The following is a 26,232-nucleotide window of genomic DNA, read 5'->3' on the forward strand; positions in this document are numbered from 1 at the left end:
CGGGGCCGCTACACCACGGTCAATTTGGCCACACTCAGGGCCAGCCATTTCACCCCGTGGCGCGTGAAGTTGATTTGAGCACGGGCATCGTCGCCGCTGCCTTCGAGCATCATCACCTTGCCTTCGCCGAACTTGGCATGGAACACTTCCATGCCGCTTTTCAACCCGTGCGAAGGCGCGTTCTTCTGCGGCGGCACAGGCGGGCTGGCAAAACGCTCGGCCGAGCCGGCCTTTGAAGAAGAAAAAACGCTGCTGGCCCAGTCTTTACGACCGCCACCCGCGCCTGAATTGCCGGCACCACCCCAGCTGCCCGAACCCATGCCCGAGGCAAAGCCCTGGTTCTTGGGCGTGATCCACTTGAGCGCGGCTTCCGGCAGCTCGTCGAAAAACCGGCTCCTGAGGTTGTAGCGCGTCTGGCCGTGCAGCATGCGCGTCTGCGAATGGCTGAGGTAGAGCCGCTTGCGCGCGCGCGTGATCGCCACGTACATCAGGCGGCGCTCTTCCTCCAGGCCGTCGCGGTCGCTCATCGAATTTTCATGCGGAAAGATACCGTCTTCCAGGCCGGTGATGAACACGCAGTCAAACTCCAGCCCCTTGGACGAATGCACCGTCATAAGCTGCACCGCGTCTTGCCCGGCCTGCGCCTGGTTGTCGCCGGACTCCAGCGCGGCATGCGTGAGGAAGGCCGCCAGCGGCGACAGCGTCTCGCCGGTTTCGGTGTCGGGCGCCAGCGTCTCGGGCAGCGGTTCATTGAGTTGCGGCGCGGACGCATCCAGCCCCTGGCTGGCAGGCGATTGTGTGAGCCGCGCTCCCAGCTCATCAACCGGCAGCGCTACCGCGTCGCGGCCAAAACCTTCCTGGCCGACAAAGGATTCGGCGGCGTTAACCAGTTCGGCCAAGTTCTCCAGCCGGTCCTGGCCTTCTTTTTCGGTTTTGTAATGCTCTTCCAACCCGCTGTGCTGCAGCACCAGCTCGATGATCTCGCGCAGCGTCAGGCCCGTGGTCTGCTCGCGCAGCACGTCGATCTTGGCCACAAAAGCGCCCAGGTTGGCACCGGCCTTGCCGGTGGTGGCGCTCACACCGTCGTAGAGCGAGCAGCCCGCGGCGCGTGCGGTGTCCTGCAACTGCTCGATGCTGCGCGCCCCAATGCCGCGCGGCGGGAAGTTGACGACGCGCATGAAGCTGGTGTCGTCGCGCGGGTTCTCCAGCAGGCGCAGGTAAGCCAGTGCGTGCTTGATTTCAGCGCGCTCGAAAAAGCGCAAGCCGCCATACACGCGGTAAGGCACGCCGGCATTAAAGAGCGCGGTTTCCATTACCCGGCTTTGCGCATTGCTGCGGTAGAGCAGCGCAATCTCTTTGCGCTCGACGCCATCGCGCACCAGTTGTTTGACCTCGTCGACAAACCATTGCGCCTCGGCGAAGTCGGTGGCTGACTCATACACACGCACCGGCTCGCCCGGGCCGGCCTCGGTGCGCAGGTTTTTGCCCAGGCGTTTGCTGTTGTGGCTGATCAGCTCGTTGGCTGAATCGAGGATGTTGCCGAAGCTGCGGTAGTTGCGCTCCAGCTTGATCTGGTGCGTGACCTCAAACTCGCGCACAAAGTCGGCCATGTTGCCCACGCGTGCGCCGCGAAAGGCGTAAATGCTCTGGTCGTCGTCACCCACGGCCACGACCGAGCCGCCCGGCATGGCGCCGGCGCCCTGAATGGCATCCGGCCCCTGCCCGGCCAGCATCTTGATCCAGGCGTACTGCAGCTTGTTGGTGTCCTGAAACTCGTCGATCAGGATGTGGCGAAAGCGCCGCTGGTAATGCTCGCGCACCGGTGCGTTGTCGCGCAGCAGTTCGTAGCTGCGCAGCATCAGCTCGCCGAAGTCGACCACGCCTTCGCGCTGGCACTGCTCTTCATACAGGGCATAAATCTCGACCTTCTTGCGGCCTTCTTCGTCCCGCACCTGCACGTCTTTGGCGCGCAGGCCGTCTTCCTTGTTGCCGGCGATGAACCACATCAGCTGCTTGGGCGGAAAACGCTCGTCGTCGATGTTGTACTGCTTGCACAGGCGCTTGATAGCCGACAGCTGGTCTTGCGTGTCGAGGATCTGGAAACTCTGCGGCAAATTGGCCAGCTTGTAGTGCGCACGCAAAAACCGGTTGCACAGGCCGTGGAAGGTGCCAATCCACATGCCGCGCACATTCACCGGCAGCATGGCCGACAGGCGCGCCATCATTTCCTTGGCCGCCTTGTTGGTGAAGGTGACGGCCAGAATACCGCCTGGCGAGACCTGGCCGGTCTGCAGCAGCCAGGCGATGCGCGTCGTCAGCACCCGTGTCTTGCCGGAGCCGGCGCCCGCCAGGATCAGTGCGTGCGTGGCGGGCAAAGTCACCGCGGCCAGTTGCTCCGGGTTAAGATTTTGTAAGAGAGGGGAGGTTGGCGCGACTTCTGAGAACATCCCTCATTGTAGAAAGCCCCGATGAAACCATTTGTGCACCGTTCTTCAGCCCTGGCGTTCACGTCGTTAATGCTGGCTGCCGCCGCCCTGGCGCCTGCCGGCACAGCCTGGGCCCAGTCCTTTTGCGCCAGCGACGGCCAGCCCAAACCCGTGCAGTTGCTGGAGCGTTTCATCAACGCCGACTGCGACACGTGCTGGGCCGACCCGGCCACGCCCAAGGCCGCAGCCAACCAGCTGGCCATCGACTGGGTGCTACCCGGCAGCAAGGGCGATGACGCACCGCTGTCGGCCGTGGCCGCCCGCGAAGCGCTGGCCCGCCTGGCGGTGCTCGGCAAAACCCCGCCAGCGCAATCCCTGGCCTCTACCCAGCCAGTCACCGGCCTCAAAGGCGCCACGCTGCGTGTTGCGCATGGCCTGCCGCTCAATGGCTACCTGGGCACCTCCATTGAACTCAAACCCATTCCAGCCGCCGCCAAGGGCCGGCAATGGACCGCCTGGCTGGCTTTGGTAGAAACCCTGCCGGCGGGCGCCGAAAACTCGCCTGTCGAGCGAAATCTGATCAGAAACGTGCTACAGACCACATGGGACGGGCGCAAGCCGCTATCAAAGGGAGAGCAAAACCGCTTCTTCGACGGACGCTCCATGAGCATCGCGGAAGGCGCCAACCCTGAGCGCATGCGTGTGGTGGGCTGGGTGGAAGACGACAAAGGCCAGGTGCGGGTGGCCGCCGAGTCCCGCTGCGGCCCGCCCCAAAAATAATTTCAGGCATTTAACCCCGTTGCGCCGCGCGCCCCGTTTAAGGGTGCATCGCCAACAACAAAGGGGTTTTTATGCCACACGGTTCTCGCGTCATCCGCTTCGTTCAGGCCGCCGCGGCGGTCTGCTTCAGCTTTCAGGCGCTGGCGCTCAGCCCGATGCCTCAGCCCATCTCCGGCGGCAAATTCGCCCCGCCGCCTGACTGGCGGCCACCGGTCATCGCACTCAACAACGCATCGGGCCAGCCCATAGCGCTGCGCGCGGTATCAATGGAGGTTGACCTGTTTGGCGACCAGGCGCAAACCCGCGTGGAGCTGCGCCTCTTTAACCCCAACCACCGCGTGCTCGAAGGCGAGCTGCAGTTTCCGCTGCAAGAAGGCCAGGTGGTCACAGGCTTTGCACTGGACGTGAACGGCCACCTGCGCGACGCCGCCGCGGTGCCCAAGGCACGGGGGCAGGAAATCTTTGAAGACATCCGCCGCCGCCGCGTGGACCCGGGGCTGCTGGAAGCCACGGCCGGCAACCAGTACAAGCTGCGCGTCTACCCCATCCCCGCACAGGGAGAGCGCCGCGTGGTGATCACCATCAACGAAACCCTGCCGCGACTGCATAACTCGCGTGATGCCGGCGTGCTGCGGGTGCCGCTGGCGTTTGCCTCGGCGGTGGGGCAATTGCAGTTGCGGGTGCACGCCCATGGCGCCGCGCGGCAAGACCTGCAACTGATCCAGGCACCTGCGGATACGCAGCTAAGCGTCAACGCAACCGGCACGGAGCTATACCTGCAAAAAAATCAGTGGACCGCCCCCCAAGGCCCGGCCGGATGGCTGCAACTGGCGGTGCGGCGCACGGGTAAACCGCAAATCATGGTGGGTGAATCCGGCGGCAAGCCATTTTTTGCCGGGCAGATCGACTTTCGGGATGAACTCGTCAAGCGGCCCGCGCCATCGCACATCGCGCTGGTGTGGGATGCGTCGGCTTCGGCAGCATCTCAGGCCCGCGTGCTGCCGGTGCTGGACGCCTACTTTCGCAAACTGGACAAAGCCGTCAAGGTGAGCCTGCTGGTCGTGCGCAACAAGACCGAGCCAGTGCGCAGCTTCACGGTGGCGCCGGGCCGCTTCGGCGACCTGGCCAGTGTCCTGCGCGCAGAGCCTTTTGACGGCTCCAGCAACTTTGACAATCTGCCCATCCCCGCCGATGCCGACATGACGCTGATGGTGACGGACGGCCTGATGACGGACGGCAAAAAAAGCATCAACTATCTGCACACGGCGCCCGTCATGGTGATCAATGGCGCAGCAAGCGCCGACACCGCACGCCTGGCCCGGCTGGCCGACCGCACTGGCGGTGCGCTGGTGGACGCTACCCTGCTGACGGCCGAGGCCGGCGCGCAGGCCATGCTGATGCAGGGCTGGCGCATCGAGCGCCTGGCCAGCCTGTCGGCGCAAAAACTCGTGACGCCCACGACCAGCGTGCGCCAGGGCCGCATCGCTGTGGCGGGCGAGCTGCTCGACACGCAGGCCCGCATCGACATCGCGCTGGTGCACCCTGACGGACGTAAACGCACACTGACACTGGACGTGAACGCCAAGGCCACCGCAGGCCGCTGGCCCGGCCAGCAGTGGGCCCAGTGGCGCAGCGCCGAGCTGGCCGAGAACGCCGGGCTGCACAGCGGCGAGCTCCAGCGCATCGCTGCGGAACACGGCATCGTGGGGCCCAACAGCTCCTTGATCGTGCTGGAGCTGGCAAGCGACTACGCGAACTACAAACTACCGGCGCCGCCTGAGCTGGCCGATGAAGTGGCGCGTATCAGCCAGCAGCTGATGGCGCAGGCCACCCATACGCGGCAAGCGCACATCGAAGCCATGGTGAAACAGTTCGACACCAAGCAGCGCTGGTGGGACAAGGACTTTCCGAAAGACGCGCCCAAACGGGCGGAGCCCAAGGCCGAGGCCGAGGTGCAGGGCGGGATTGGTGCGATGGGCGCAAGCACGCGGGGGCGTGAACGCTTCGATGCAATGCGAAAAGATCAGGCTTTTGTCGGCGGGGCGCCTGTGGCGGCACCCATGCCGATCGCCCCCTCCCCCGCTGCTGCGGCTCCTGCGGCTGCGGCCCAGGCAGCACCTGCCGCACTTTCCGCACGTGCCGCCGATACGGAAAACCGCCAGGCGAAAACCGCGTCCGCAGCAGCGCCCTCGCCCACCATCGCCCTGCAAGCCTGGGTGCCCGACGCGCCCTACATGAAGCGCCTGCAAGACGCCGATAAGGCCGACCTCTACCGCGTCTACCTGGACGAGCGCGCCGCTTACTTGAACAGCAGTTCTTTTTACATGGACGCAGCCGGTGTGTTCCTGGACCGCGGCTTGCCCGAGCTGGGCCTGCGCGTGCTCTCCAACCTGGCTGAGATGAACCTGGAGAACCGCCAGTTGCTGCGCCTGTATGCCTACCGCCTGGTGCAGGCACAGCGCGCCGACCTGGCCATTCCCGTGTTTGAACGCATCAGCGAGCTGGCGCCCAACGAGCCGCAGTCGTGGCGCGACCTGGGCCTGGCGCTGGCTGACAGCGGCCAGCCGCAGCGCGCAGTGAACGCCTTGTGGGAAGTGGTGTCGCGCCCCTGGAATGGCCGCTTCGCCGGCATCAACATGATTGCGCTGGCCGAACTCAATGCCATTGCCACGCAAGCGGCAGCGACCGACGTGCCCCCGCTGGACATGAGCCGGGTCGACACGCGCCTGCGCCGCAACCTGCCGCTGGCCCTGCGCGTGGTGATGGCCTGGGACAGCGACGACACCGACATCGACATGTGGGTGACCGACCCGAACGGCGAAAAGGCCAGCTATGCCAACCGGCTGACCCGCCAGGGCGGCGCGATGAGCCCCGACGCCACCGGCGGCTACGGGCCGGAAGAGTTCTCCTTAAAAACCGCCAAGGCCGGCAAATACACCGTGGAGGCCCAGTTCTTCGGCCATCGCCAGCAGGTGCTGTCGGGCGGCACCACGGTGATGGTGCGCATCACCACCGGTTTCGGCACGCCGCAGGCCCGCGACGAATGGACGACCTTGCGCCTGGCGCACGGCCAGGAGACTGTGCGCGTGGCCGGGATTGAAGTTCGTTGATCAACGCCTCAAAGCTCAAATTAGCAAGATGCCACTATGCATATAAAGGCTATACCGCTTTGCAGAAGATGGTCTGCATGACAAGCGCATAGAATCAATCACCGGGCCCAAGCAATTGCGCCCGGTTTTTTGTTTCTGCCTTGCCTTGTTGCAAGCGCCCGCAAACAAAGCCGGTCCAGTCCAAGTGCCTTCTGTTCTTCAACAGTTTTTTCTAAGGCTTGGGAATCATGGAAATCTTCGACTACGACAACATCCTGCTGCTGCCGCGCAAATGCCGCGTGGAAAGCCGTTCGGAATGCGACGCCAGCACCACGCTGGGCGGGCGCAGCTTCCGCATCCCGGTGGTGCCGGCCAACATGAAGACGGTGATCAACGAGGACATCTGCGCATGGATGGCGAAAAACGGCTACTTCTATGTGATGCACCGCTTTGACCTGGACAACGTCCAGTTCGTCAAGGACATGAAGGCGCGCGGCGCCTATGCCTCCATCTCGCTGGGCGTGAAAAAGCCCGACTACGACACGGTGGACCGCCTGGTGGCCGAAGGCCTGGTGCCCGAATACATCACCATCGACATCGCGCACGGCCATGCCGACACGGTGCAGAAGATGATTGCTTACCTCAAGCAGAAGCTGCCCGCGTCCTTCGTAATCGCCGGCAATGTGGGCACACCCGAAGCCGTGATCGACCTGGAAAACTGGGGCGCCGATGCGACCAAGGTCGGCATAGGCCCGGGCAAGGTCTGCATCACCAAAATGAAAACCGGTTTTGGCACCGGCGGCTGGCAGCTCTCGGCGCTCAAGTGGTGCGCGCGCGTAGCGACCAAACCCATCATTGCCGACGGCGGCATCCGCGAGCACGGCGACATTGCCAAATCAGTGCGCTTTGGCGCGACCATGGTGATGATCGGCTCCATGCTGGCGGGCCTGGAAGAAAGCCCCGGCCAGACCGTCGAGGTGGACGGCAAGCTATTCAAGGAGTACTACGGCAGCGCCTCGGACTTCAACAAGGGCGAGTACAAGCATGTTGAAGGCAAACGCATCCTGGAGCCCGTCAAGGGCACGCTGGCCGACACGCTGCGCGAGATGGAAGAAGACATCCAGAGCTCCATCAGCTATGCCGGTGGCACCAAACTGCTGGACATCCGCAAGGTCAACTACGTCACGCTGGGTGGCGACAACGCGGGCGAACACCTGCTGATGTAAATCACCAGGCACGCCGGCCCGGCGCGGCTATTCGTGCGTGGTGCAAAGGCCCAGCAACCCGAGCGCCAGCTGGTGCAGGCGATGGGTGGGCTCCGTCAAAGCCTCAAGCACGCTGAAGTGGTTGCGGCGCAAATGCGATTCACACACCGGCACTATGCCGGCGCCCCAGGCCTGCTGGATCAGCAGGTTCTGGCGCAAGAACTCGGCGCTTTCATCCGCACCCGCAACGCTATACAACGTGCCGCGGCCGGGCGCGGGCAACAGGGCCGGGCTGGCTTTCGCCACCTGCTCGGGCGTGAGCTTCAGCGAATCCTTGACAAAGGGCGCATGGCGCAGAGGCTCCAGGTCGTACAGGCCCGAAATCGACAGCGCGTTCTTGACCAGGTCCGCCGGCAAGTCGGGCGCATAGGCCTGCCACTGGCACACCAGCAGCATCGCCGCCAGATGGCCGCCGGCCGAATGCCCGATCACCGTGATGCGGTTCGGGTCGCCGCCGTAGCGGGCGATGTGGCGCCACGTCCACGCCAGCGCCTTGACCATCTGCATCGTGATGTCCGGAATCGTCACCGCCGGGCACAAGGCGTAATTGGGCATCACGACGCAAGCACCCGCTTCGGTGAACTCGGGCGCGACAAAGGAGTGCTCTGACTTGTCGAGCGCGCGCCAGTAGCCGCCATGGATGAACACCATGACCGGCGCCCCCTCCTTGCTACTCGATGCGTTAAAGCCCCCTGCCGGAAACACGTCGAGCAATTCACCCGCGCCGTTGCCATAAGGAATATCGATCTGGCAGGGCTGGCGTTTGCGCACGGCCTGTGAGCTTTCCGCCCAGCGCGCGAAGTAGGCCGGGTGATCGGGCACCAGCGCGCGGTTGTTGTACATGCGGTCCAGCCAGGCGGGATCGGGCGACGTCATCGGGTTCTCCTGAGAAAAATCAAACCGGTACGTGCGGCACCGGACAAAACCGGCGGCAATGCCTGCCATCTTGGCACAGCTGGGCGGGCATTCAGCCTGCCCCGGGTAAACCCGAAATACGGCTCGCCTGATTCGGCGTATTCTGTATACAGAGTTTCATTTCAAGCACCCATGACCCCCCAGCTCGTCAAAATCGAATCCACGCCTGACCTGGTCGACCAGGTTTACCGCAGCCTGCTGGACGCCATCAGCGAAGGCTCGCTCGCGCCGGGCGCGCGCATCATGCAGGAAGACCTTGCCGCCCAGCTGGCGGTGTCGCGCCAACCGGTGCTGCAGGCCCTGCGCCTCTTGAAGAAAGACGGTTTTGTGCTGGACGCGCCCGGCCGCGGCGTGCTGGTCGCGCCGCTGGACGTGGCCTGGCTGGTGCAGATTTACCAGGTGCGCAGCGCGCTCGACGCGCTGGCTGCCCGGCTGGCCGCGCAAGGCCGCGCCCGGCTTGACCCGCAACTCATTCGCCAGGGCCGCAAAGCCGCGCGCGGCCATGACGTCAAAGCAATGATGGCGGCCGACGCGCAGTTTCATGCGGCCATTTACGCCGCCTCGGGCAACCCGCTGATTGCCCAGAGCGCGCAGCTGCACTGGCATCACATCCGCCGCGCCATGGGCGCCGTGCTGCAGGTCTCGACCATGCGCGAATCGATCTGGGACGAGCACGAAGCGATTGCAGAGGCGATTGCCGCCGGCGACGAAGCCCGGGCCGAAGCGCTGATCCGCGAGCACGGCGAAGAAGCCGGCCACAACCTGGCCGCGCTGCTGTCCAGCGCGCTCGGTGCGCCCACGACTTCAGCCGCTCCTTGAACCCCTTAAACCCCTTGAATTAGCCAGAACAAATTCCTCGAACACCCACACCAGGAGACATGCGATGAGACTGAGCCCCGAACAACTTGCGCAATTCGACCGCGATGGTTACCTGTTTTTCCCCGGCCTCTTCACGCCGGAAGAAACCCGCACGCTCAACGAGGCCGTGCCAGAGCTCTACAGCCGGCGCGAGGACTACAACATCCGTGAAAAGGGCAAGGACGCCGTGCGCACCAACTTCGCCGCGCACATGTACAGCGAACCCTTTGCAAAGCTCGCGCGGCACCCGCGCATGATCGAGCCGGTGGAAGACCTGCTGGGCGAGCAGCTCTACATGCACCAGTTCAAGATCAACGGCAAGATGGCCTTCGAGGGCGACGTCTGGCAGTGGCACCAGGACTACGGCACCTGGCTGAACGACGACATGATGCCGACCGAGCGCGCGATGAATGTGGCCATCTTCATGGACGACGTGACCGAGCACAACGGCCCGCTGATGTTCATTCCCGGCAGCCACAAGAAAGGCGTGGTCGATGCCAAGCACGACCTCACCACCACCAGCTACCCGCTCTGGACGGTGGACAACGACCTGATCCGCCAGCTGGTGCAACGCGCCGGCGGCAAAGAAGGCGGCATCGTCAGCCCCAAGGGCCCGGCGGGTTCGATGATCCTCTTCCACTCCTGCCTGGTGCATGCCTCGGGCAGCAACCTCTCGCCCTTCAACCGGGTGAGCGTGTACCTGAGCCTGTGCGCCATCAGCAACCACATCCGCCGCCACAAACGGCCCGAGTACATCGCCCATCGCGACTTCACGCCCATCAGCTGCCTGCCCGATGACTGCCTGCTGAAAGACTACCCGGTGGACTTGCCGTGGAAAGACGGCATCCCGGCGAGCGCGCTGCAAACCTCGATGGAAGAAATCGTGCCTGAGCGCAAGGCGGCCTGACCTTCACATCACCTTATTCCATGAATCTCTTTACCAAACTCCAGCAGCGCGCCGCCGAAGGCAAACCGGTGCGCATCGGCCTCATAGGCGCCGGCAAATTCGGCTCCATGTACCTGGCACAAGTGCCGCGCACGCCGGGCGTGCACCTGGTCGCGATTGCCGACCTTTCGCCTGACGCGGCCCGCACCAACCTCGCCCGTGTAGGGTGGAATCCAGCTGCAACACAGGCAGAGTCAGCGCAAGAAGCTATCAAAACCGGAGCAACATGGATCACCGACGACTGGCAGGCGGTGGTGACGCATCCGCAGATCGACATCATCGTGGAATGCACCGGCAACCCGATTGCAGCCGTAGACCATTGCCTGAAGGCCTTCGCACACGGCAAACATGTAGTCAACGTCACCGTGGAGGCCGATGCCTTTTGCGGGCCGCTGCTGGCGCGCAAGGCTGCCGAGGCCGGCGTGGTGTATTCACTGGCCTTTGGCGACCAGCCGGCACTGATCTGTGACCTGGTGGACTGGGCGCGCACCTGCGGCTTTCCGGTGGTGGCGGCGGGCCGCGGCCACAAGTGGCTGCCGCATTTTTGCGAATCGACGCCCGAGACGGTCTGGGGCAACTACGGCCTCACGCCCGAGCAGGCTGAGCGCGGCGGGCTGAACCCGAAGATGTTCAACAGTTTTCTCGACGGCTCCAAGCCCTCGATTGAATCAACCGCCGTGGCCAACGCCACCGGCCTCACAGTGCCCAGCAACGGCCTGCTCTACCCGCCGGCCAGCGTGGAAGACATTCCGTATGTCACGCGGCCTATTCAAGAGGGCGGCGTGCTGGAGCGCAAAGGCATGGTCGAAGTGATCTCGTCACTGGAAGCCAATGGCCGGAAGATTCCCTACGACATCCGCATGGGCGTCTGGGTGACGGTCGAAGCTGAGACCGACTACATCAAGAACTGCTTTGAGGAATACAACGCCCACACCGACCCGAGCGGGCGTTACTTCACCTTGTACAAGCGCTGGCACCTGATCGGGCTGGAAGTCGGCGTGTCGGTGGCCAGCGTGGCGTTGCGCGGTGAACCGACCGGTGTGGCGACCTGCTGGAACGCCGACGTGGTGGCGACAGCCAAGCGCGACCTGAAGCCGGGCGACATGCTGGACGGCGAAGGCGGCTACACCGTGTGGGGCAAGCTGCTGCCGGCAGACACCTCCATGAAGATGGGTGGGCTGCCGCTGGGCCTGGCGCACAACGTCAAGGTCGTGCGTGCCGTCAAGAAAGGCCAGAGCCTGAGCTGGGCCGACGTGGCGATGGACACATCGACCCACGCGTACAAAGTGCGGCAAGAAATGGAAAGCATGTTTGCGCCGGCGCTGAAAAAGGCCGCATAAAAGCTGCTTCAAAACCCACGTAAAAGTTGTACCAAACGCCAGTCTAGAAAGCTGGCTGACAGCCTTCTCGTGCGGGGTGCTTCATGATGGCTCATAGCCATCTTGAGGACACAACAATGACCACCGCCAGCCACACCCCCCTTCCCCGCATCGCATTTCTGGGCACGGGTGTCATGGGGCTGCCCATGGCGTCACGCCTTTGCGAGGCGGGCTACACACTGCAGGTCTGGAACCGCACGCCGGGCAAGACCGGCCCGCTCGTGGCGCTGGGCGCCACGGCCCACGCACAGGCCAGCGCCGCCGTGGCTGCTGCCGACATCGTCATCAGCGTGCTTGAAAGCGGCCCAGTGGTAGAGAACGTACTGTTCACGCAGGGCGTGGCCGCCGCGATGAGGCCGGGCGCGCTTTTTCTCGACATGGCCTCCATCCAGCCCCGTGAAGCGCGCGACCACGCAGCGCGCCTGGGCGCACTGGGCATCGCCCATGTGGATGCACCGGTTTCAGGCGGCCCCGGCGGCGCGGAAAGCGGCACGCTGGCCATCATGGCCGGCGGCAAAGCCGGCGACTTCGCCCGCGCCCTGCCCGTGCTTGGCCACCTCGGTCACGCCGTGCATGTGGGCCCGCACGGCAGCGGCCAGCTCACCAAGCTGGCCAACCAGATGATTGTGGGCATCACGATTGGCGCGGTGGCAGAGGCGCTGCTGTTCACCGCGCGCGGTGGCGCCGACATGGCCAAGGTCAAAGAGGCCATCACCGGCGGCTTCGCCGACAGCCGCGTGTTGCAATTGCACGGCCAGCGCATGCTGGAGCGCGACTTCGCGCCGCGTGCGCGCATGGACATCCAGCTCAAAGACATGCGCAATGCGCTGGCGACTGCACAAGAGATCGGCTTCGAGGCGCCCGTCACCGCGCTCTTTGAGAAGCTCTACGCCGAAGGCGTGGAAAACGGCCTGACCGACCTCGACCAGTCGGCGCTGTTTGTCGAACTGGCCAGTCGCAATGGCATGAGCTGACGGCGCCCGGTGTTTTTTTCAGGAGTCTCAGTTTCCCAGCATGTTGACGCGTACATGCACCAGGTGATCGATGCACAGCTCACGCGCGCGCACCGCGTCCCGTTGCTGCAGGGCTTCAACAAGGCTGCGGTGCTCGCGCTGGTATTCCAGCCGGCGCTCGGGCGTGGCGCTGCGGCGCTTGAGGGTGCCCCACTCGGCGTCTGAACGCGCCTGGTTCATCAGGCGAAAGACGCCGGAGATAAAACTGTTGTGCGCCGAATCGGCGATGACCTCATGCAGCAGGCTGTCCCAGCGCTCGAAATCTTCCAGCGTGGTGGCAGCTTCGGCCTTGTTGCAGCATTCGTGCATGCGCTCGAAGTCGGCTGAGTTGGCGTTGCCAATCACCATGTCGATGATGGCCGGCTCCAGCGCCAGCCTGGCGCTCATCAACTCGGCAGGGCTGGCGGAATGCGCCGGCCCGCCGTCGGTAGTGGCGGCCAGCGCCTCGGCAATGTGCGCACTGACGTAAGTGCCGCTGCCCACCGTCTGGGTAATGAGGCCGCGCTCCTTGAGGACTGCCAGCACGCGCCGCACCGTGGCGCGGCTCAGGCCGCTTTGCTCGCTGAAGCTGCGCTCCGTCGGAATGCGGTGACCGGCGCGCCATTTGCGCGACTTCAGGTTGTCCAGGATGCTTTCCTGCAGGGCGGTTGCGCTGTCCATAGAGTGATTCAGGTGCCTGTTCGGGTGAAATAAAGAGTTGCCGCTGATGATACCGGCATGCAACAAGTGGTTGAAATAATAACCAGATTGGTTGCAATTGGTTTATACGTATTTTCACTATTTCTAGCCGTATTTCATAGGTGTTTTCCCCAAACATTTTCGATATCTTGTCCGGAGCGGTTGCTTATTGGTTGATCTTGGTCCTACGATGGTCTGGCGTTAAAAAGCCTCTGAGAGGCCTCACCCGGGCTGCCGCAGCCCCATCAACAGGAGACAGGATTTGCGCATCGCGACTTTTCAACTCAAGGGCCGGCGGCTGGTCGGCCTGGTATCTACGGACGGCCAGAGCATCACGCCGTTTGACCTCCCGCCCGAGCAAATGCAAAGGGGCGCCCAGGCGATCATCGAGGCGGGTAACCCCAAGAAGATCCCCTTGCAGGGTGCTTCCGTAGCCATAGCCTCCGTCAAGCTCGAAGCACCGCTGCCGGTGCCGCGCCGCAATGTGTTCTGCGTAGGCCGCAACTACCATGCGCATGCCAAAGAGCTGCAGGCATCGGTCTTCAAGAACAACACGGCCAACCCCGAGTCCTGGCCCATCGTCTTTACCAAGGTGCCCGAGAGCGTGGTCGGCCCGCACGACGACGTGGTGCTGCCGGTGGGGGTGTCGGAGCAGATCGACTATGAGTCAGAACTCACCATCGTCATCGGCAAGGGCGGGCGCAACATCACACGCGCCAACGCGATGCAGCATGTGTTCGGCTACACCATCATCAACGACGTGACGGCACGTGACGTACAGATGCGCCACCAGCAGTGGGACCTGGGTAAATCGTTCGACACCTTTTGCCCCATGGGCCCGTGGATCGTGACGGCGGATGAGCTTGACGGCAACAACACACGCGTGCGCGGCTGGGTCAACGGCGAGCTGCGCCAGGACGCACAGACCACCGATCTGATCTTCGACCTGCCGACGCTGATTGAAACCTGCTCGCGCGGCATCACGCTCTACCCCGGCGACCTGATCGCCACCGGCTCACCGGCCGGCGTGGGCATGGGCATGAACCCGCCGCAGTACCTCAAGGCCGGCGACGTGGTGCGCGTCGAGGTCGACGGCCTGGGCGTGATCGAAAACCGTTTTGTGTAGGCCCATCCGGGCATGGATTGATTGATTTATTCACTGACTGACTGCGCAAGAAGCGCCATAACAAGGAGACATTGATGAGCAACGTGAAGTGGACGGGCGGTGTAGAGCACTGGACCCACAAGAAAACGCCCGAGGGCGATATCAAGCTTTTTCTCTGGGAGAAAAAAGCCTCAACCAAAGTGCCGCACGCAGGCACCATCTTTTTTGTGCACGGCTCCTCGATGGCGTCGCAGCCCACCTTTGACCTGCATGTTCCCGGGCGTGCGTACTCGTCGGCCATGGACTGGTTCACCGAGCATGGCTTTGACACCTGGACCATGGACAACGAGGGCTACGGCCGCTCCGACAAACACCGCGACATCAACTTCGACATCAGCAACGGCGCTGACGACCTGGCCGCCGGCAGCGAATACATCATGAAGAAGACCGGCGCGCAGTCACTGTTGCTGTACGGAATTTCTTCAGGCGCACTCAAAGCAGGCCTCTTTGCCGAGCGCCACCCCGAGCGCGTGGGCAAGATCGCGCTGGACGCCTTTGTCTGGACCGGTGAAGGCAGCCACACGCTGGAGCAGCGCAAGAAGAAACTGCCGGAGTTTCTGGCCAAAAACCGCCGCGCCATCGACCGGCCTTTTGTGCACAGCATCTTCCAGCGCGACCATCCCGACACGGTGGAGCAACGCGTGGTCGAGGCATTCGCCGATGCGATCCTGACGCTGGACGACTCAATGCCGACCGGCACCTATGTCGACATGTGTTCCAAGCTGCCGCTGCTGGACCCGAAAAAGCTGACCGTGCCGACCATCATCCTGCGCGGCGAGTACGACGGCATTGCCGGCATGGACGACCTGATCGACTACTTCAAGCTGCTGCCCAACATGAACAAGCAGTTCAGCGTGATGCGCGGCATCTCGCACGCCAGCTTTCAGCAGAAGAACTACATGATGGTCTACCAGATCCTGCACAGCTTCTTCACCATGCCTGAACCTTCCTACAAGGGGTAGCACCATGAAACCAATCTACAAATCAGTGGTGCTGGGTGCTGCGCTGGCGCTGGCCCTGGGTACGGCGTCCGCACAGGGCTACCCGAACAAACCGGTGCGGCTTATCGTGCCGTTTGCGCCGGGCGGCTTCACCGACGTGGTCGCGCGCATCCTGGGCCAGAAGCTGTCGGTGGCCATGGGGCAGCAGTTCGTCATCGAGAACAAGGCTGGCGCGGGCTCGACCATAGGCACGGACTTCGTCGCCAAGGCCGCGCCTGACGGCTACACACTGGTGATGATCTCGACCACGCACGTGATCAGCCCGTGGATCTACAAGACCATGCCTTATGACCCGATCAAGAGCTTTACCGTGGTCTCCAAGCTGGTGGATTCGCCTTATGTGCTGCTGGTGAACCCCAAGGTGCAGGCCAACAATGTGAAGGAGCTGGTGGCGTTGGCCAAGGCTGCGCCGGAGACCATTCACTACGCATCGTCGGGCAACGGCAGTTCGCAGCATCTGATGGGTGGTCTGTTCGTCTCGATGACGGGCGCGCCGCTCAAGCATGTGCCTTACCGCGGCAGCAGCGGTGCGTCGACCGACCTGGTGGCCGGTGTGGTGGAAACCAGTTTTGCCGGCGTGCCCAATGCGCTGTCGCAGGTGCCGCAGGGCCGGCTCAAGGCCTTTGCCGTAACCACCGCCAAGCGCATTCCGCAACTGCCTGATGTGCCAACCATGCAGGAGGCCGGTGTTCCGGGTTACGAGGCTTCGGTGTGGCTGGCTTTGCTGGCGCCCGCCGGCACGCCCAAGGACATCGTGAACAAGCTCAACTCGGAGATCGCCAAGCTGATGAACACGCCGGACACCAAAAAGGCTTTGTACGACGCAGGTGTAGAGCCCACGCCGTCCAGCCCTGAGGCGATGTCGGAGTACATGGTGAAAGAAATGGACCGCTGGGGCAAAGTGGTCAAGGACATCGGAATCAAGGTCGAATAAGCCCGACGCCCATGAAAAAGGCCGCTGCAGACATTGTCTGCAGCGGCCTTTTGTTTTTGCTTTACTGTGCGTTGATTACTTAAAAATCAATCGCGGAAAGGCTTGGAGAACTTGCCGGGCTTCTTGGCCGCATCGCGGGGCACAAACACCTTGCCGGCAGGCTTGGCAAAACCAGGCTTGCGGTTGGCGAAGTCAGGACGCGGTGCGAAGCCTTCATTGCGGGACGCAAAACCGTCGTTACGCGGGGCGAAGTTGCGGTCGTCGCGCTGGGCGAAACCGCCATTGTTGTTGCCGCCGCCGAAGCCGCGGTCGTCTTGACGGCGCGGGCCGCGGTCATTGAAGCCCGAACGGTCTGCGTAGTTGTTGCCGCCGTGCGGTGCGGGAGGACGGCCCTGGAAGGCGCCGCGGTCACCGCCGCGATCGCCACCACGGTCATCACGGTTGTTGCCAAAGCCGGCAAAGCCGCCATTGCCAAAACCGCTCTGCGGCTTGCGGCCGTAACCACCACGATCACCACCGCCAAAATTGCGGCCGCCGCGGTCGCCACCGAAGTTGCCGCGTGGGCGCTCGGAGGTCGGGGCAAAGCGCTGCTGCGGCTCAAGGCCGGCGATCACGCTGGGCTTGAGGTTTTGCTGCATGTAGTGTTCGATGTCCTGGATCTTGCGGCGATCGCGGAATTCGGCGATCGTCACAGCCACACCTTCGCGGCCGGCACGGCCGGTGCGGCCGATACGGTGCACATAGTCTTCGGCTTTCATCGGCAGGCCGTAGTTGATCACGTGGGTGATGGTGGGCACGTCCAGGCCGCGGGCGGCCACGTCGGTTGCCACCAGCACTTGCACGCGGCCGTCACGGAAAGCCATCAGGCGGCGGTTGCGCAGGCCCTGGCCGAGCGCGCCGTGCAGCGCCACGGCGCTGAAGCCTTCTTGCACCAGGTCGTTGGCCAGGCCGTCACATTCAACCTGGGTGCTCGCAAACACGATGGCCTGGTTGATGGTGGTGTCGCGCAGCAGGTGATCCAGCAGCTTTCGCTTGTGGGTCATGTTGTCGGCCCACAGCAGCGACTGCGTGATGGACGCATGCTTTTCATGCGGTGAATCGATTTCGACGCGTTGCGGCGTGCGCATGACGCGGGTTGCCAGTTGCATGATGCGGGGCGCGAAGGTGGCGCTGAACATCATGGTCTGCTTGCGCTCGATGGTGAGCTGGTTGACTTCGGTCAGGTCATCGGCAAAGCCGAGGTCCAGCATGCGGTCGGCTTCGTCAACGACGAGGAACTGCACCTTGTCCAGCTTGATCTGCATGCTGCGCTGCAAGTCGAGCAGGCGGCCGGGCGTGGCGACCACGAGGTTGGCGTTCTGCAGCTTGGCGATTTGCAGTTGGTAAGGGATGCCACCAACGACGTTGGCGATGCGCAGACCGCGGCAGTGTCGCACCAGGTCGATCGCGTCGGCGCAGACTTGCTGGGCCAGCTCGCGCGTGGGGCACAGAATCAGCGCGCCGGGCGTGGCGGCCTTGAAGTTGCGGGGGCTGGTCGGGTCTTTGCGCTTGGGCTTTTTCAGCGGGGCTTCGCCGCGGGCGACAGCTTCTGCGCTCAGGCGTTCGAACTCGGAGCGTTCAAAACGCTCGGCTTCTTCCTGCTGCATGAGCAGGGTGTGCAGCACGGGCAGCAGGAAAGCGGCGGTCTTGCCGCTGCCGGTCTGGCTGGAGACCAGCAAGTCGGTGAATTTGGCAGCCTTGGGGTCAGCGTCCAGGGCCTGCATGGCCTTGGGGATGGTGGCCATTTGCACGGCGGTGGGCTTGGTAAAACCCATGTCGGCGACAGCCTGCAGCAGTTCCTTGGCAAGGCCCAGTTCTACAAAGCCGTTGGGCTCGGCCACGATCGCGTCGAGCGAAGTGGGGCTGGCTTCAAGCGCATCGGAAAAATCCGGGGCGGCATTAAAACCGGTGTCGATGTTGTCGGCGGCAATGGCTTCAGGCAAAAAGTCGCCACGAGCCTCAAAAGAGTCAGTCATGTTTTTCTCACTAATCACCTGTTCGCAACGCTTTTGGCGAGGGAACAGGAAACTTCACCTCCTGCGATGCAGAAGGATTCGTTCATGGTTAATAAAACATCAACCATCAAACGAATATGCAGCTTGGGCGGCGAGCATCAATCCCTTGATTGAAGCTGTGCCCGAAGCGGTGACTCCGTTGTGGAGTCCAAAAGTGTGAGGTAGATGTACAAATGCAGCGCACCCTGTGCAACCGCAAGCCCACGATTATAGCGTGCTTTACGGGTTTCTACTAGTCCCCCTGTCAATCCGGGGCTTTTACGGCTGCGGCGCGGCCTGGCGGACACGCTGCCTGAGCCAGTCATTCGCTATCATTTCAGGAGCTACCTGCCCATATACCGCGTAGGCCAGACCCCAAAAAGACTTGAAATATCACTTCAAAAAGTGCTCCCGGTAATGCTCCAGTTCGTCGATGGATTCGTGCACATCAGCCAGGGCGGTATGGCTCTGGCGCTTCTTGAAAGCGCTGTAAACCTCGGGGCGCCAGCGCTTGGCAAGCTCCTTGAAGGTGCTCACGTCGACATTGCGGTAGTGCAGGAAGGCCTCGAGCTTGGGCATGTACTTGACCAGAAAGCGCCTGTCCTGGCTGATGGTGTTGCCGCACAGGGGCGAAACGCCCTTGGGAACGTACTGGGACAGGAAGGCCAGAATCTGCGCTTCGGCATCCGCCTCGTCCACGGTGCTGGCCTTGACCTTGTCGATCAGGCCGCTGCGCCCGTGGGTGCCCTTGTTCCAGGCGTCCATCTGGTCCAGCAATTCGTCGGTCTGGTGGATCGCCAGCACGGGCCCTTCGATGCGCGGCGTGAGCTGCGGGCCCGTCACGATGACGGCGATTTCAATAAGGCGCTCTTTTTCCGGGTCCAGCCCGGTCATTTCGCAGTCGAGCCAGACGAGGTTTTGGTCTGATTTTTTGAGTAGGGGTTCAGTTTCAGGCATCTTGCTATTCTCGTTGATCGCCTAAACTGCCACCCATGACCGACCATTCGCTTGTTTTCACTGGGGTGTTTTCCGCCGTGCTGGTGCTGGGCCTGCTCACGAAGTTCTACCTGGCTTCGCGGCAGATCCGCCACGTGGCGCGCAACCGCGGCGCCGTGCCGGCCGCGTTCGCCGCCACCATTTCACTGACCGCGCACCAGAAGGCGGCCGACTACACCATCGCCAAAGCACGCTTCGGCATGCTGGAGATGGCGTTTGGCGCCGCCGTGCTACTGGGCTGGACGCTGCTGGGCGGCATCGATGCGCTAAACCAGGCGCTCTCCGGCTCGAGCCTGGCGAACTGGGGAGCACTGGTGCCGCAGCTGGCCCTGCTGGCAGCATTCGGCCTGATCAGCGGCGTGCTGGATTTGCCCTTCACGCTTTGCAGCACCTTCCGGATTGAAGAGCGCTTTGGCTTTAACAAGATGACCTTCAAGCTCTGGTTGACCGACCTCGTGAAGTCCACCCTGGTGGGCATCGTCATCGGCCTGCCCATCGTGGCGCTCATCCTCTGGCTGATGGGCAGCGCGGGCAAGCTCTGGTGGCTCTGGGCCTGGGGCGTGTGGATGGGTTTTAACCTCCTGGTGCTGGTGCTGTACCCCACCGTGATCGCACCGCTGTTCAACAAATTCAAACCCCTGGAAGACGAGGCCCTGAAGGCGCGTGTGACCGCGCTGATGCAGCGCTGCGGCTTTGCGGCCAAGGGCCTCTTCGTGATGGACGGCAGCAAACGCTCGGCCCATGCCAACGCCTACTTCACCGGGTTTGGCGCGGCCAAGCGCGTGGTGTTTTACGACACCCTGCTCAAGCAGCTCAGCCCTGGCGAAGTGGACGCCGTACTGGCGCATGAACTGGGCCATTTCAAGCACAAACACATCATCAAACGCATCATCTCGATGTTTGCCATGAGCCTGGCTGGTTTTGCGCTGCTGGGCTGGCTGTCGTCGCAGGTGTGGTTCTATACCGGCCTGGGCGTGCGGCCCAATCTCACCGGCGCCAACGATGCGCTGGCGCTGCTGCTGTTTTTGCTGGTGGTGCCGCTCTTCAGCTTCTTCATCTCGCCGGTGTTCGCCCAGTTCTCGCGCAAACACGAGTTCGAGGCCGACGCCTATGCCGTGGCGCAGACCGACGGCAAGGACCTGCAGAGCGCGCTGCTCAAGCTTTATCAAGACAATGCCAGCACCCTCACGCCCGACCCGGTGTTTGTGAAGTTTTACTATTCGCACCCGCCCGCCTCCGAGCGGCTGGGCCGCATGATCCCTTCCGTTGAAAGCGCTGCGACATGAGCAACCCCATCCACCAAAACCGCCGGGCGCTGAGCGCCACCGAGATCGTCACCCAGCTGAGCAAGCTCAACGGCGAGCAGGCCCTGGGCTGGCGCTTGATCGATGGCTCGCTCGAGAAAACCTACACCTTCAAAAACTACTACGAGACCATCGCTTTTGTGAACGCGCTGGCCTTTATTGCCAACGCCGAAGACCATCACCCCGACCTGGCGGTGAGCTACGGCAAATGCACCGTACGCTTCAACACGCACGATGTGGACGGCATTTCCGTCAGCGACTTCTTTTGCGCGTCGAAGGTTGACGCCTTGCTGGCTTGAGCAAACCTTCACGCCCTGCGGCGGCCCCCACAGCGGGGACGCAGCCGGGGCTGGTGGTGGCGGGTTTTGGCCGCCATGTGCTGGTGGAAACCGACAGCGGCGAGCGCGTCATCTGCCACCCCCGCGGCAAAAAAAGCCAGGCAGTGGTCGGTGACCGCATCCGCTGGCTGCCCTCGCAAGACGAAGGCACCATCGAAAAAATCGAGGAACGCAGCAACCTCTTTTACCGCCAGGACGAGATGCGTACCAAGTCCTTTGCGGCCAACCTGGACCAGGTGCTGATCCTCATCGCGGCCGAGCCTGAATTTTCGGAAAGCCAGCTGACCCGCGCGCTGATCGCCGCCGAGGCCGAAGGCATCACACCCGTTATCGCGCTGAATAAACGCGACCTGGCCGAGCCCTTCGGCCGCGCCTGGATCAAGCTGGCGCCCTACCGGACCATGGGCTACCGCATGCTGTCGCTGGCCATCAAACCCAAGACTGAAAGTGCCAGCCAGGCGGGCACACAGCCAGCGGAGTTGCAGGAACTGATGGAGCTGCTGCGGAACAAAAAAACGCTGGTGCTGGGGCCTTCGGGCGCTGGCAAAAGCAGCCTGACCAACCTGCTGGTGCCTGATGCGCGGGTACTGACGGCGGAGATCTCACAGGCGCTGAACTCCGGCAAGCACACTACGACGAGCACCACGCTGTATTGGGTGGATACCGGTGACGGAAACACACGGAGTACGGCATTGATTGATTCACCCGGCTTTCAGGAATTCGGGCTGCACCATATCGACCCGATGCGGCTGGCCGGCTATATGCCTGACTTCAGGATTCATGCGCAAGACTGCAAGTTCTACAACTGCACCCATCTTCACGAACCGGGCTGTGGCGTAATTTCAGAGGTCAATTCAACCGATCACCCAAGCAGCATCAGCGCAAGCCGCTATCGTTTGTATAGCGAGCTGTTTGCGGAGCTGTCGCAAAGCCGGTATTGAGGTGTTGCGGTAGCGCGCGGTTCAGCCCAGCAAACGCGCCAGGGTCAGCAACGCAAGTAGCACCATCCACAACACGACGGAGCGCCACACCAGGCCCACGATGCTTCGCAGGTGCGCGACTTCGGGCTCCCGCCCCGGCGTGGCTTCAGTGGCAATGCTGTCTTCTGCATCGAGCCCGCCCGCCTGGAAGCCTTGGGAGGTGTTGGGCGAAAAAGTGGTTTTGAGCGCTTCTCCGCCGAGGCGCACATTCACGGCGCCGGATGTCGCCGCCAGAATGATGCCGTCGTTGCGGTTCTCGGTGGCCACGGGCGCGTTAGCCGGAAACCGCTGGGTGTAATTGCGCCAGGCGTCGATCGCATCCTCAAAGCTGCCAACCACCGCAAACCCCAGCGAGGTGACACGCGCAGGCACGAAGTCGATCACACCCCAGGCGCGGCTGGCGGCGATCTGCAGGGCCATGCTGGCGCCCTCACCTGCCGCAGCGGCGGTCTTCCTCTTGTAGGCCCAGTAGCGTGAGACAAACTCGCTCATGCGGTAGAGCACCGCGCCGGCGGGGCCCAGGCCCAGGGCGGCCAGCACCGAAAACCAGCCCAGCACGCCAAACACGTGGCGATGTGCCGCCAGCACCGAGTATTCAATGACGTGCCGCACGATTTCGCTGCGCGGCAGTTCGCTGGCGTCAACCTGGCGCCACTGCGCCAGCAGCTCGCGCGCCGTGGTTTCGTCGCCGTCGTCCAGCGCGTCGCGTATGTCGGTGAAATAGTGGCTGAACTGCCGAAAGCCCAGCGTGACGTACAAAATCGCCACGCTCCAGGCAAAGGCCAGCACGATGTTGATGCTCCAGAGCAGCCAGTGAATCAGCATGGTGACCAGCGCAGGCACGATGACGGCAACAGTCCAGGCGATCCAGCCATGATGCGGTTTGCCGGCATCCAGGCTGCGATTAGTCCAGCGAGCCCATCCGCGAAAGCCGGCATGGATCCAGTTGCCGCGAGCCAGTGGCCGGGCCTGTTCGATGATGAGGGCAAACAAAACGGCAAAAAAGCTCATGCATGAATCATAGCGGCCCCCACGGTCGCGCACTGCGTGTCGCTCCCGAGGCCTTGCAGGCCGCGGCTCGCGAGACGCTTCGCCTCTGTCGCCCGTCCAAGCCTGCGCAGGCAGGCTTGGAGCCGCGGGCTCCAGCCCCTCGGGGGCCGCCCGCCTGTGGCCCGGCAAAGCCGGTTCCACGGCTCATGCTGGGTTGAAGAATTCAGGGCGTAACTAGCGGGTGGTATTCACCAGTGGGGGCCGAGGGTCCGGCTTTGCCGGCCCCAGGCGCCGCCCCCCTTGAGGGGGAACGGACTACACGAAGTGAGTCCGGACGGGGGTGTCAGGCAATCAAGAAACGATAGAGGTTGCGCAGCATGCCCGCTGTGGCGCCCCAGATGTAGCGCTCCCTGGCCTCACCGTCCTCGCCTTCTACGGCGGGGTCGGAGTAAGGCATGGAAATCCACCGGCGTATGGCGCCGTCGAATTCCATCTCGTGGCGCTGATGGTTGGCCGGGTTCATCAGATAACCCAGCGGCACCTCGAAGACGTCTGCGACTTCGCCGGGGTTGGGTTGCAGCACGAAGCCGGGTTTGACCAGCGCCACGACCGGCGTGATGATGAAAGCGGTGCCGGTGACATAGGTGGGCAGCGTGCCCAGCACCTCGACATGCGCTTCGGGCAAGCCGACTTCCTCATGGGCTTCCCGCAGGGCTGTGTGGACGGCATCGCGGTCCGTCTCGTCGGTACGACCGCCGGGCAAGGCGACCTGGCCCGAATGAGTGGAGAGATTGGCGGTGCGCTCCGTCAGCAGCAAAGTCACTTCATCGCGCATGACCAGAGGAACCAGCACGGCTGCCAGCGCCGGCGTGCGGTCGGTGAATTTTTTCTCGACGCTGTGCTCAGGCGTCCAGACCGGTGGGTGCCTGAAACGTTCGCGCAGGGCTTGTGGGGAAAGGCGCTCCAGCGGCACGCCGGCCAGGTGGTCGTCAATGCCCAGCACCGGAATGCTGCGCGGGTCAAACTTGGGCAGAGGCTTGTAATTCATCGAGGCGGGAAGCGGTGTTGGTGGGCTGTGCCCCAGGCATAAAAAAAGCCGCTCGGGGAGCGGCTTTTTAAGGGGCTGTTCGGGCTGCCCTGCATTCCGGTCAAACCGGACTGGCAGATCAGGCGCCCAGCTTTTCCTTGATACGTGCGGATTTGCCGCTGCGGCTACGCAGGTAGTACAGCTTGGCGCGGCGCACATCACCGCGGCGCTTGACTTCAATCTTGGCGATCAGCGGGCTGTACACCTGGAAGGTGCGCTCGACGCCTTCGCCGTTGGAAATCTTGCGGACGATGAAGCTGGAGTTCAGGCCGCGATTGCGCTTGGCAATCACAACACCTTCAAAAGCCTGCACACGTTTGCGGGTACCTTCAACCACGTTCACGCTCACGATGACGGTGTCGCCGGGTGCGTATGCGGGAATGGTTTTGTTGAGGCGGGAAATTTCTTCCTGCTCAAGAGTCTGGATCAGATTCATGATTTTTCCATCTAACTTTTTCGTTCATTCACGCGCTACGCTAAAGACCGCAAATCCATGGATTCACCCGAGGATGACTCAGATGGTTGCAGTGGCCGCCAGAGGATCGAAAAGCCTTTGATTATAGCAAGGCGGGGCTTTTTCAAGCGTCTTTGTCAGGGTTTTCGACCAAATCGGCCAGAAAAGCCTCGTCGCTTTCGCTCAAATACCCACTTAGCCTGGCCTTTTGCACCAATTCGGGGCGCCGACGCTGGGTCAGCGCCAGGCGCTGCTCGCGCCGCCACCGCTCGATGTGGGCGTGGTTTCCCGACATCAGAATGGCCGGCACGGGCTGGCCGCGCCAGCTTTCGGGCCGTGTGTAGTGGGGACAGTCGAGCAGACCGTCGAGCGCCGGGTTGAAGCTGTCCAGTTGGTGGCTGCCTTCGTCATTGAGCACGCCGGGCTGCAACCGGGCCACCGCATCCAGCAAGGCCATCGCCGCAATCTCACCACCCGACAGCACAAAGTCGCCCAGGCTGATCTGAAGGTCGACATGGGCCTGGATAAAGCGCTGGTCCAGCCCTTCGTAGCGGCCGCAAATCAACACTGCGCCTACGCTGGCTGACCAGCCCTCAACGCCCGAATGATCCAGGGCCTTGCCGACGGGGGAAAAGAGCACCGTGGGAGCCTTGGGTGCACCGCTGGCAGCGCGATCTGCCTGGATTTTTTCAAGGCACAGGGTGAGCGGCTCGGCCATCATCACCATGCCGGGCCCACCGCCGAAGGGGCGGTCATCGACCCGGCGGTAATTGCCGTCGGCAAATTCGCGGGGGTTCCAGAGTTTGACGTCTACCAGGCCCGATTCATAGGCACGGCGCGTGACGCCGCTGGCCAAAAAAGGCGCGAAAAGCTCGGGGAACAGGGTGATGACATCAAAGCGCATGGGAAGGCTATTTTGCGCGAGCCGGGCGACTAAGGGCAATCAGCCCCCGAGAGCAGCACAAATCAGTAATCAGGCTGCCAGTCAACAGTGATGCATTTGCCGGCGATATCGACGGCGTCGACATACACAGAGACAAACGGAATCATGCGTTCGGCGGTCACGCTGGCGCCGCCTTCCTTGCCGTCTTCCTTGCCATCTTCCTGCTGGGTGGTGTATTCCACGCACAGCACTGAATGCGGGCCGGTGGCCATCAGGTCGCGCACAACCCCCAAAGCCACACCTTCGCGGTTGACCACATTCAGGCCGATCAGGTCGACCCAGTAGTACTCGTCTTTGGAGGCGGCGGGAAAGCTGCTGCGCGGCAGAAAAATGCGCGCGCCGCGCAAAGCCTCGGCGGCATTGCGGTCGTCCAGGCCGTTGAATTTGGCGACGACGGAATCGGAGTGGACTTTGGCTTCGTCGACGCTCAGCGTGACGGTGCCGGAGAACACGGTAAACCCTGGCCGGAATTTGGCGTCAGGCGCCTGCAAAAACCAGGATTTAGCCGCAAAAAGCGCTTCTGGATCGGTGCTGTGCGGCAGGATTTTCACCCAGCCCTTGACACCCCATGCATCCAGGATGCGCCCGACTTCGATCGCGTCGTCCGGAAGGCTTGAGGGTGTCAAGCCAGCGGACGGCTGAAGGCCGGGCTGCATCA

General features: G+C 62.9%; 23 protein-coding genes. 13 read left to right on the top strand and 10 right to left on the bottom strand.

Going from position 1 to position 26,232, the window contains the following annotated elements; translation table 11 throughout:
* Positions 1-8: 8 nt before the first annotated feature.
* A complete protein-coding gene (locus BM408_RS15725) occupies positions 9-2,447 on the bottom strand; it encodes a UvrD-helicase domain-containing protein (protein ID WP_092130816.1) in 2,439 nt (812 codons plus the stop codon).
* 21 nt (positions 2,448-2,468) lie between these two features.
* Between BM408_RS15725 and BM408_RS15730 the strand changes: the two genes are divergently transcribed.
* The 3 genes from BM408_RS15730 to BM408_RS15740 all read left to right on the top strand — a co-directional run bounded on the left by BM408_RS15730 (position 2,469) and on the right by BM408_RS15740 (position 7,521).
* Positions 2,469-3,206, top strand: coding sequence for a hypothetical protein (locus BM408_RS15730; RefSeq protein ID WP_254774840.1), 738 nt, complete (start codon positions 2,469-2,471; stop codon positions 3,204-3,206).
* Positions 3,207-3,277: 71 nt separating this feature from the next.
* Complete coding sequence (locus BM408_RS15735; RefSeq protein WP_092130817.1) at positions 3,278-6,316, top strand: VIT domain-containing protein; 3,039 nt, start codon at positions 3,278-3,280, stop codon at positions 6,314-6,316.
* Between the two features lie 227 nt (positions 6,317-6,543).
* Positions 6,544-7,521, top strand: coding sequence for a GMP reductase (locus tag BM408_RS15740; protein WP_092130818.1), 978 nt, complete (start codon positions 6,544-6,546; stop codon positions 7,519-7,521).
* 27 nt (positions 7,522-7,548) lie between these two features.
* Here the strand turns inward: BM408_RS15740 and BM408_RS15745 are convergent, their stop codons facing one another.
* Entirely contained in the window at positions 7,549-8,436 is an 888-nt protein-coding gene (locus BM408_RS15745) for an alpha/beta hydrolase (protein ID WP_092130819.1), read from the bottom strand.
* Between the two features lie 171 nt (positions 8,437-8,607).
* Between BM408_RS15745 and BM408_RS15750 the strand changes: the two genes are divergently transcribed.
* The 4 genes from BM408_RS15750 (at position 8,608) to BM408_RS15765 (ending at position 12,632) form a co-directional block, all read left to right on the top strand.
* Entirely contained in the window at positions 8,608-9,294 is a 687-nt protein-coding gene (locus BM408_RS15750; protein ID WP_092130820.1) for a GntR family transcriptional regulator, read from the top strand.
* Positions 9,295-9,358: 64 nt separating this feature from the next.
* A complete protein-coding gene (locus BM408_RS15755; RefSeq protein WP_092130821.1) occupies positions 9,359-10,240 on the top strand; it encodes a phytanoyl-CoA dioxygenase family protein in 882 nt (293 codons plus the stop codon).
* A 20-nt stretch (positions 10,241-10,260) separates the two neighbouring features.
* Positions 10,261-11,619: an NAD(P)H-dependent oxidoreductase gene (locus BM408_RS15760; RefSeq protein WP_092130822.1), complete on the top strand. Its 1,359-nt coding sequence runs from the start codon at positions 10,261-10,263 to the stop codon at positions 11,617-11,619.
* A 116-nt stretch (positions 11,620-11,735) separates the two neighbouring features.
* A complete protein-coding gene (locus BM408_RS15765; RefSeq protein ID WP_092130823.1) occupies positions 11,736-12,632 on the top strand; it encodes an NAD(P)-dependent oxidoreductase in 897 nt (298 codons plus the stop codon).
* 27 nt (positions 12,633-12,659) lie between these two features.
* Here the strand turns inward: BM408_RS15765 and BM408_RS15770 are convergent, their stop codons facing one another.
* Entirely contained in the window at positions 12,660-13,331 is a 672-nt protein-coding gene (locus BM408_RS15770; protein WP_092130824.1) for a FadR/GntR family transcriptional regulator, read from the bottom strand.
* Positions 13,332-13,611: 280 nt separating this feature from the next.
* Between BM408_RS15770 and BM408_RS15775 the strand changes: the two genes are divergently transcribed.
* The 3 genes from BM408_RS15775 (at position 13,612) to BM408_RS15785 (ending at position 16,449) form a co-directional block, all read left to right on the top strand.
* On the top strand, positions 13,612-14,475 hold the full coding sequence (locus BM408_RS15775) for a fumarylacetoacetate hydrolase family protein (protein ID WP_092130825.1): 864 nt from the start codon (positions 13,612-13,614) through the stop codon (positions 14,473-14,475).
* 74 nt (positions 14,476-14,549) lie between these two features.
* Complete coding sequence (locus BM408_RS15780; protein ID WP_092130826.1) at positions 14,550-15,476, top strand: alpha/beta fold hydrolase; 927 nt, start codon at positions 14,550-14,552, stop codon at positions 15,474-15,476.
* A 4-nt stretch (positions 15,477-15,480) separates the two neighbouring features.
* Complete coding sequence (locus tag BM408_RS15785) at positions 15,481-16,449, top strand: Bug family tripartite tricarboxylate transporter substrate binding protein (RefSeq protein WP_092130827.1); 969 nt, start codon at positions 15,481-15,483, stop codon at positions 16,447-16,449.
* 86 nt (positions 16,450-16,535) lie between these two features.
* On the opposite strand, the gene BM408_RS15790 is transcribed toward BM408_RS15785, so the two are convergent.
* Together BM408_RS15790 and orn are read right to left on the bottom strand one after the other, a co-directional pair.
* Positions 16,536-18,464, bottom strand: coding sequence for a DEAD/DEAH box helicase (locus tag BM408_RS15790; RefSeq protein WP_092130828.1), 1,929 nt, complete (start codon positions 18,462-18,464; stop codon positions 16,536-16,538).
* Between the two features lie 411 nt (positions 18,465-18,875).
* Entirely contained in the window at positions 18,876-19,439 is a 564-nt protein-coding gene (gene orn, locus BM408_RS15795) for an oligoribonuclease (protein ID WP_092130829.1), read from the bottom strand.
* 35 nt (positions 19,440-19,474) lie between these two features.
* Between orn and BM408_RS15800 the strand changes: the two genes are divergently transcribed.
* From BM408_RS15800 to rsgA, 3 genes are read left to right on the top strand one after another with little or no spacing between them, the layout of a single operon-like run.
* The gene (locus BM408_RS15800) at positions 19,475-20,764 is read left to right on the top strand and encodes a M48 family metallopeptidase (protein WP_092130830.1); all 1,290 of its coding nucleotides are present in this window, start codon (positions 19,475-19,477) and stop codon (positions 20,762-20,764) included.
* A complete protein-coding gene (locus tag BM408_RS15805) occupies positions 20,761-21,081 on the top strand; it encodes a 4a-hydroxytetrahydrobiopterin dehydratase (protein WP_092130831.1) in 321 nt (106 codons plus the stop codon). The genes BM408_RS15800 and BM408_RS15805 overlap by 4 nt, the downstream gene beginning before the upstream one ends.
* Entirely contained in the window at positions 21,078-22,061 is a 984-nt protein-coding gene (rsgA, locus tag BM408_RS15810; RefSeq protein ID WP_092130832.1) for a ribosome small subunit-dependent GTPase A, read from the top strand. Before BM408_RS15805 ends, rsgA begins: the two co-directional genes overlap by 4 nt.
* 21 nt (positions 22,062-22,082) lie before the next feature.
* Here the strand turns inward: rsgA and BM408_RS15815 are convergent, their stop codons facing one another.
* From BM408_RS15815 to rimM, 5 genes are all read right to left on the bottom strand, one after another.
* The gene (locus tag BM408_RS15815; protein WP_092130833.1) at positions 22,083-23,111 is read right to left on the bottom strand and encodes a CobD/CbiB family protein; all 1,029 of its coding nucleotides are present in this window, start codon (positions 23,109-23,111) and stop codon (positions 22,083-22,085) included.
* A 322-nt stretch (positions 23,112-23,433) separates the two neighbouring features.
* Positions 23,434-24,138 (bottom strand): CoA pyrophosphatase, encoded by a 705-nt coding sequence (locus BM408_RS15820; RefSeq protein ID WP_092130834.1) that lies wholly within the window; start codon positions 24,136-24,138, stop codon positions 23,434-23,436.
* A 118-nt stretch (positions 24,139-24,256) separates the two neighbouring features.
* Complete coding sequence (rplS, locus tag BM408_RS15825; RefSeq protein ID WP_007865865.1) at positions 24,257-24,613, bottom strand: 50S ribosomal protein L19; 357 nt, start codon at positions 24,611-24,613, stop codon at positions 24,257-24,259.
* 142 nt (positions 24,614-24,755) lie between these two features.
* Entirely contained in the window at positions 24,756-25,535 is a 780-nt protein-coding gene (gene trmD / locus BM408_RS15830) for a tRNA (guanosine(37)-N1)-methyltransferase TrmD (RefSeq protein WP_092130835.1), read from the bottom strand.
* A gap of 62 nt (positions 25,536-25,597) precedes the next feature.
* Positions 25,598-26,230 carry a ribosome maturation factor RimM gene (rimM, locus tag BM408_RS15835; protein WP_092130836.1) on the bottom strand — a complete coding sequence of 211 codons (633 nt, stop codon included), beginning with the start codon at positions 26,228-26,230 and terminating at the stop codon, positions 25,598-25,600.
* Between the last annotated feature and the right edge of the window lie 2 nt (positions 26,231-26,232).

It is taken from the genome of Polaromonas sp. YR568 (assembly GCF_900116715.1).
Classification (GTDB): domain Bacteria; phylum Pseudomonadota; class Gammaproteobacteria; order Burkholderiales; family Burkholderiaceae_C; genus Polaromonas.

Bases quoted from the DNA above. Each gene is read 5' to 3' on its own strand.
- BM408_RS15725 (WP_092130816.1), bottom strand. From the start codon at position 2,447: ATGTTCTCAGAAGTCGCGCCAACCTCCCCTCTCTTACAAAATCTTAAC.
- BM408_RS15750 (WP_092130820.1), top strand. From the start codon at position 8,608: ATGACCCCCCAGCTCGTCAAAATCGAATCCACGCCTGACCTGGTCGAC.
- orn (WP_092130829.1), bottom strand. From the start codon at position 19,439: ATGCCTGAAACTGAACCCCTACTCAAAAAATCAGACCAAAACCTCGTC.
- BM408_RS15735 (WP_092130817.1), top strand. From the start codon at position 3,278: ATGCCACACGGTTCTCGCGTCATCCGCTTCGTTCAGGCCGCCGCGGCG.
- BM408_RS15760 (WP_092130822.1), top strand. From the start codon at position 10,261: ATGAATCTCTTTACCAAACTCCAGCAGCGCGCCGCCGAAGGCAAACCG.
- BM408_RS15785 (WP_092130827.1), top strand. From the start codon at position 15,481: ATGAAACCAATCTACAAATCAGTGGTGCTGGGTGCTGCGCTGGCGCTG.
- trmD (WP_092130835.1), bottom strand. From the start codon at position 25,535: ATGCGCTTTGATGTCATCACCCTGTTCCCCGAGCTTTTCGCGCCTTTT.
- BM408_RS15770 (WP_092130824.1), bottom strand. From the start codon at position 13,331: ATGGACAGCGCAACCGCCCTGCAGGAAAGCATCCTGGACAACCTGAAG.
- BM408_RS15815 (WP_092130833.1), bottom strand. From the start codon at position 23,111: ATGAGCTTTTTTGCCGTTTTGTTTGCCCTCATCATCGAACAGGCCCGG.
- BM408_RS15755 (WP_092130821.1), top strand. From the start codon at position 9,359: ATGAGACTGAGCCCCGAACAACTTGCGCAATTCGACCGCGATGGTTAC.
- BM408_RS15740 (WP_092130818.1), top strand. From the start codon at position 6,544: ATGGAAATCTTCGACTACGACAACATCCTGCTGCTGCCGCGCAAATGC.
- BM408_RS15790 (WP_092130828.1), bottom strand. From the start codon at position 18,464: ATGACTGACTCTTTTGAGGCTCGTGGCGACTTTTTGCCTGAAGCCATT.
- rimM (WP_092130836.1), bottom strand. From the start codon at position 26,230: ATGCAGCCCGGCCTTCAGCCGTCCGCTGGCTTGACACCCTCAAGCCTT.
- BM408_RS15765 (WP_092130823.1), top strand. From the start codon at position 11,736: ATGACCACCGCCAGCCACACCCCCCTTCCCCGCATCGCATTTCTGGGC.
- BM408_RS15800 (WP_092130830.1), top strand. From the start codon at position 19,475: ATGACCGACCATTCGCTTGTTTTCACTGGGGTGTTTTCCGCCGTGCTG.
- BM408_RS15780 (WP_092130826.1), top strand. From the start codon at position 14,550: ATGAGCAACGTGAAGTGGACGGGCGGTGTAGAGCACTGGACCCACAAG.
- BM408_RS15730 (WP_254774840.1), top strand. From the start codon at position 2,469: ATGAAACCATTTGTGCACCGTTCTTCAGCCCTGGCGTTCACGTCGTTA.
- BM408_RS15745 (WP_092130819.1), bottom strand. From the start codon at position 8,436: ATGACGTCGCCCGATCCCGCCTGGCTGGACCGCATGTACAACAACCGC.
- BM408_RS15820 (WP_092130834.1), bottom strand. From the start codon at position 24,138: ATGAATTACAAGCCTCTGCCCAAGTTTGACCCGCGCAGCATTCCGGTG.
- rplS (WP_007865865.1), bottom strand. From the start codon at position 24,613: ATGAATCTGATCCAGACTCTTGAGCAGGAAGAAATTTCCCGCCTCAAC.
- BM408_RS15805 (WP_092130831.1), top strand. From the start codon at position 20,761: ATGAGCAACCCCATCCACCAAAACCGCCGGGCGCTGAGCGCCACCGAG.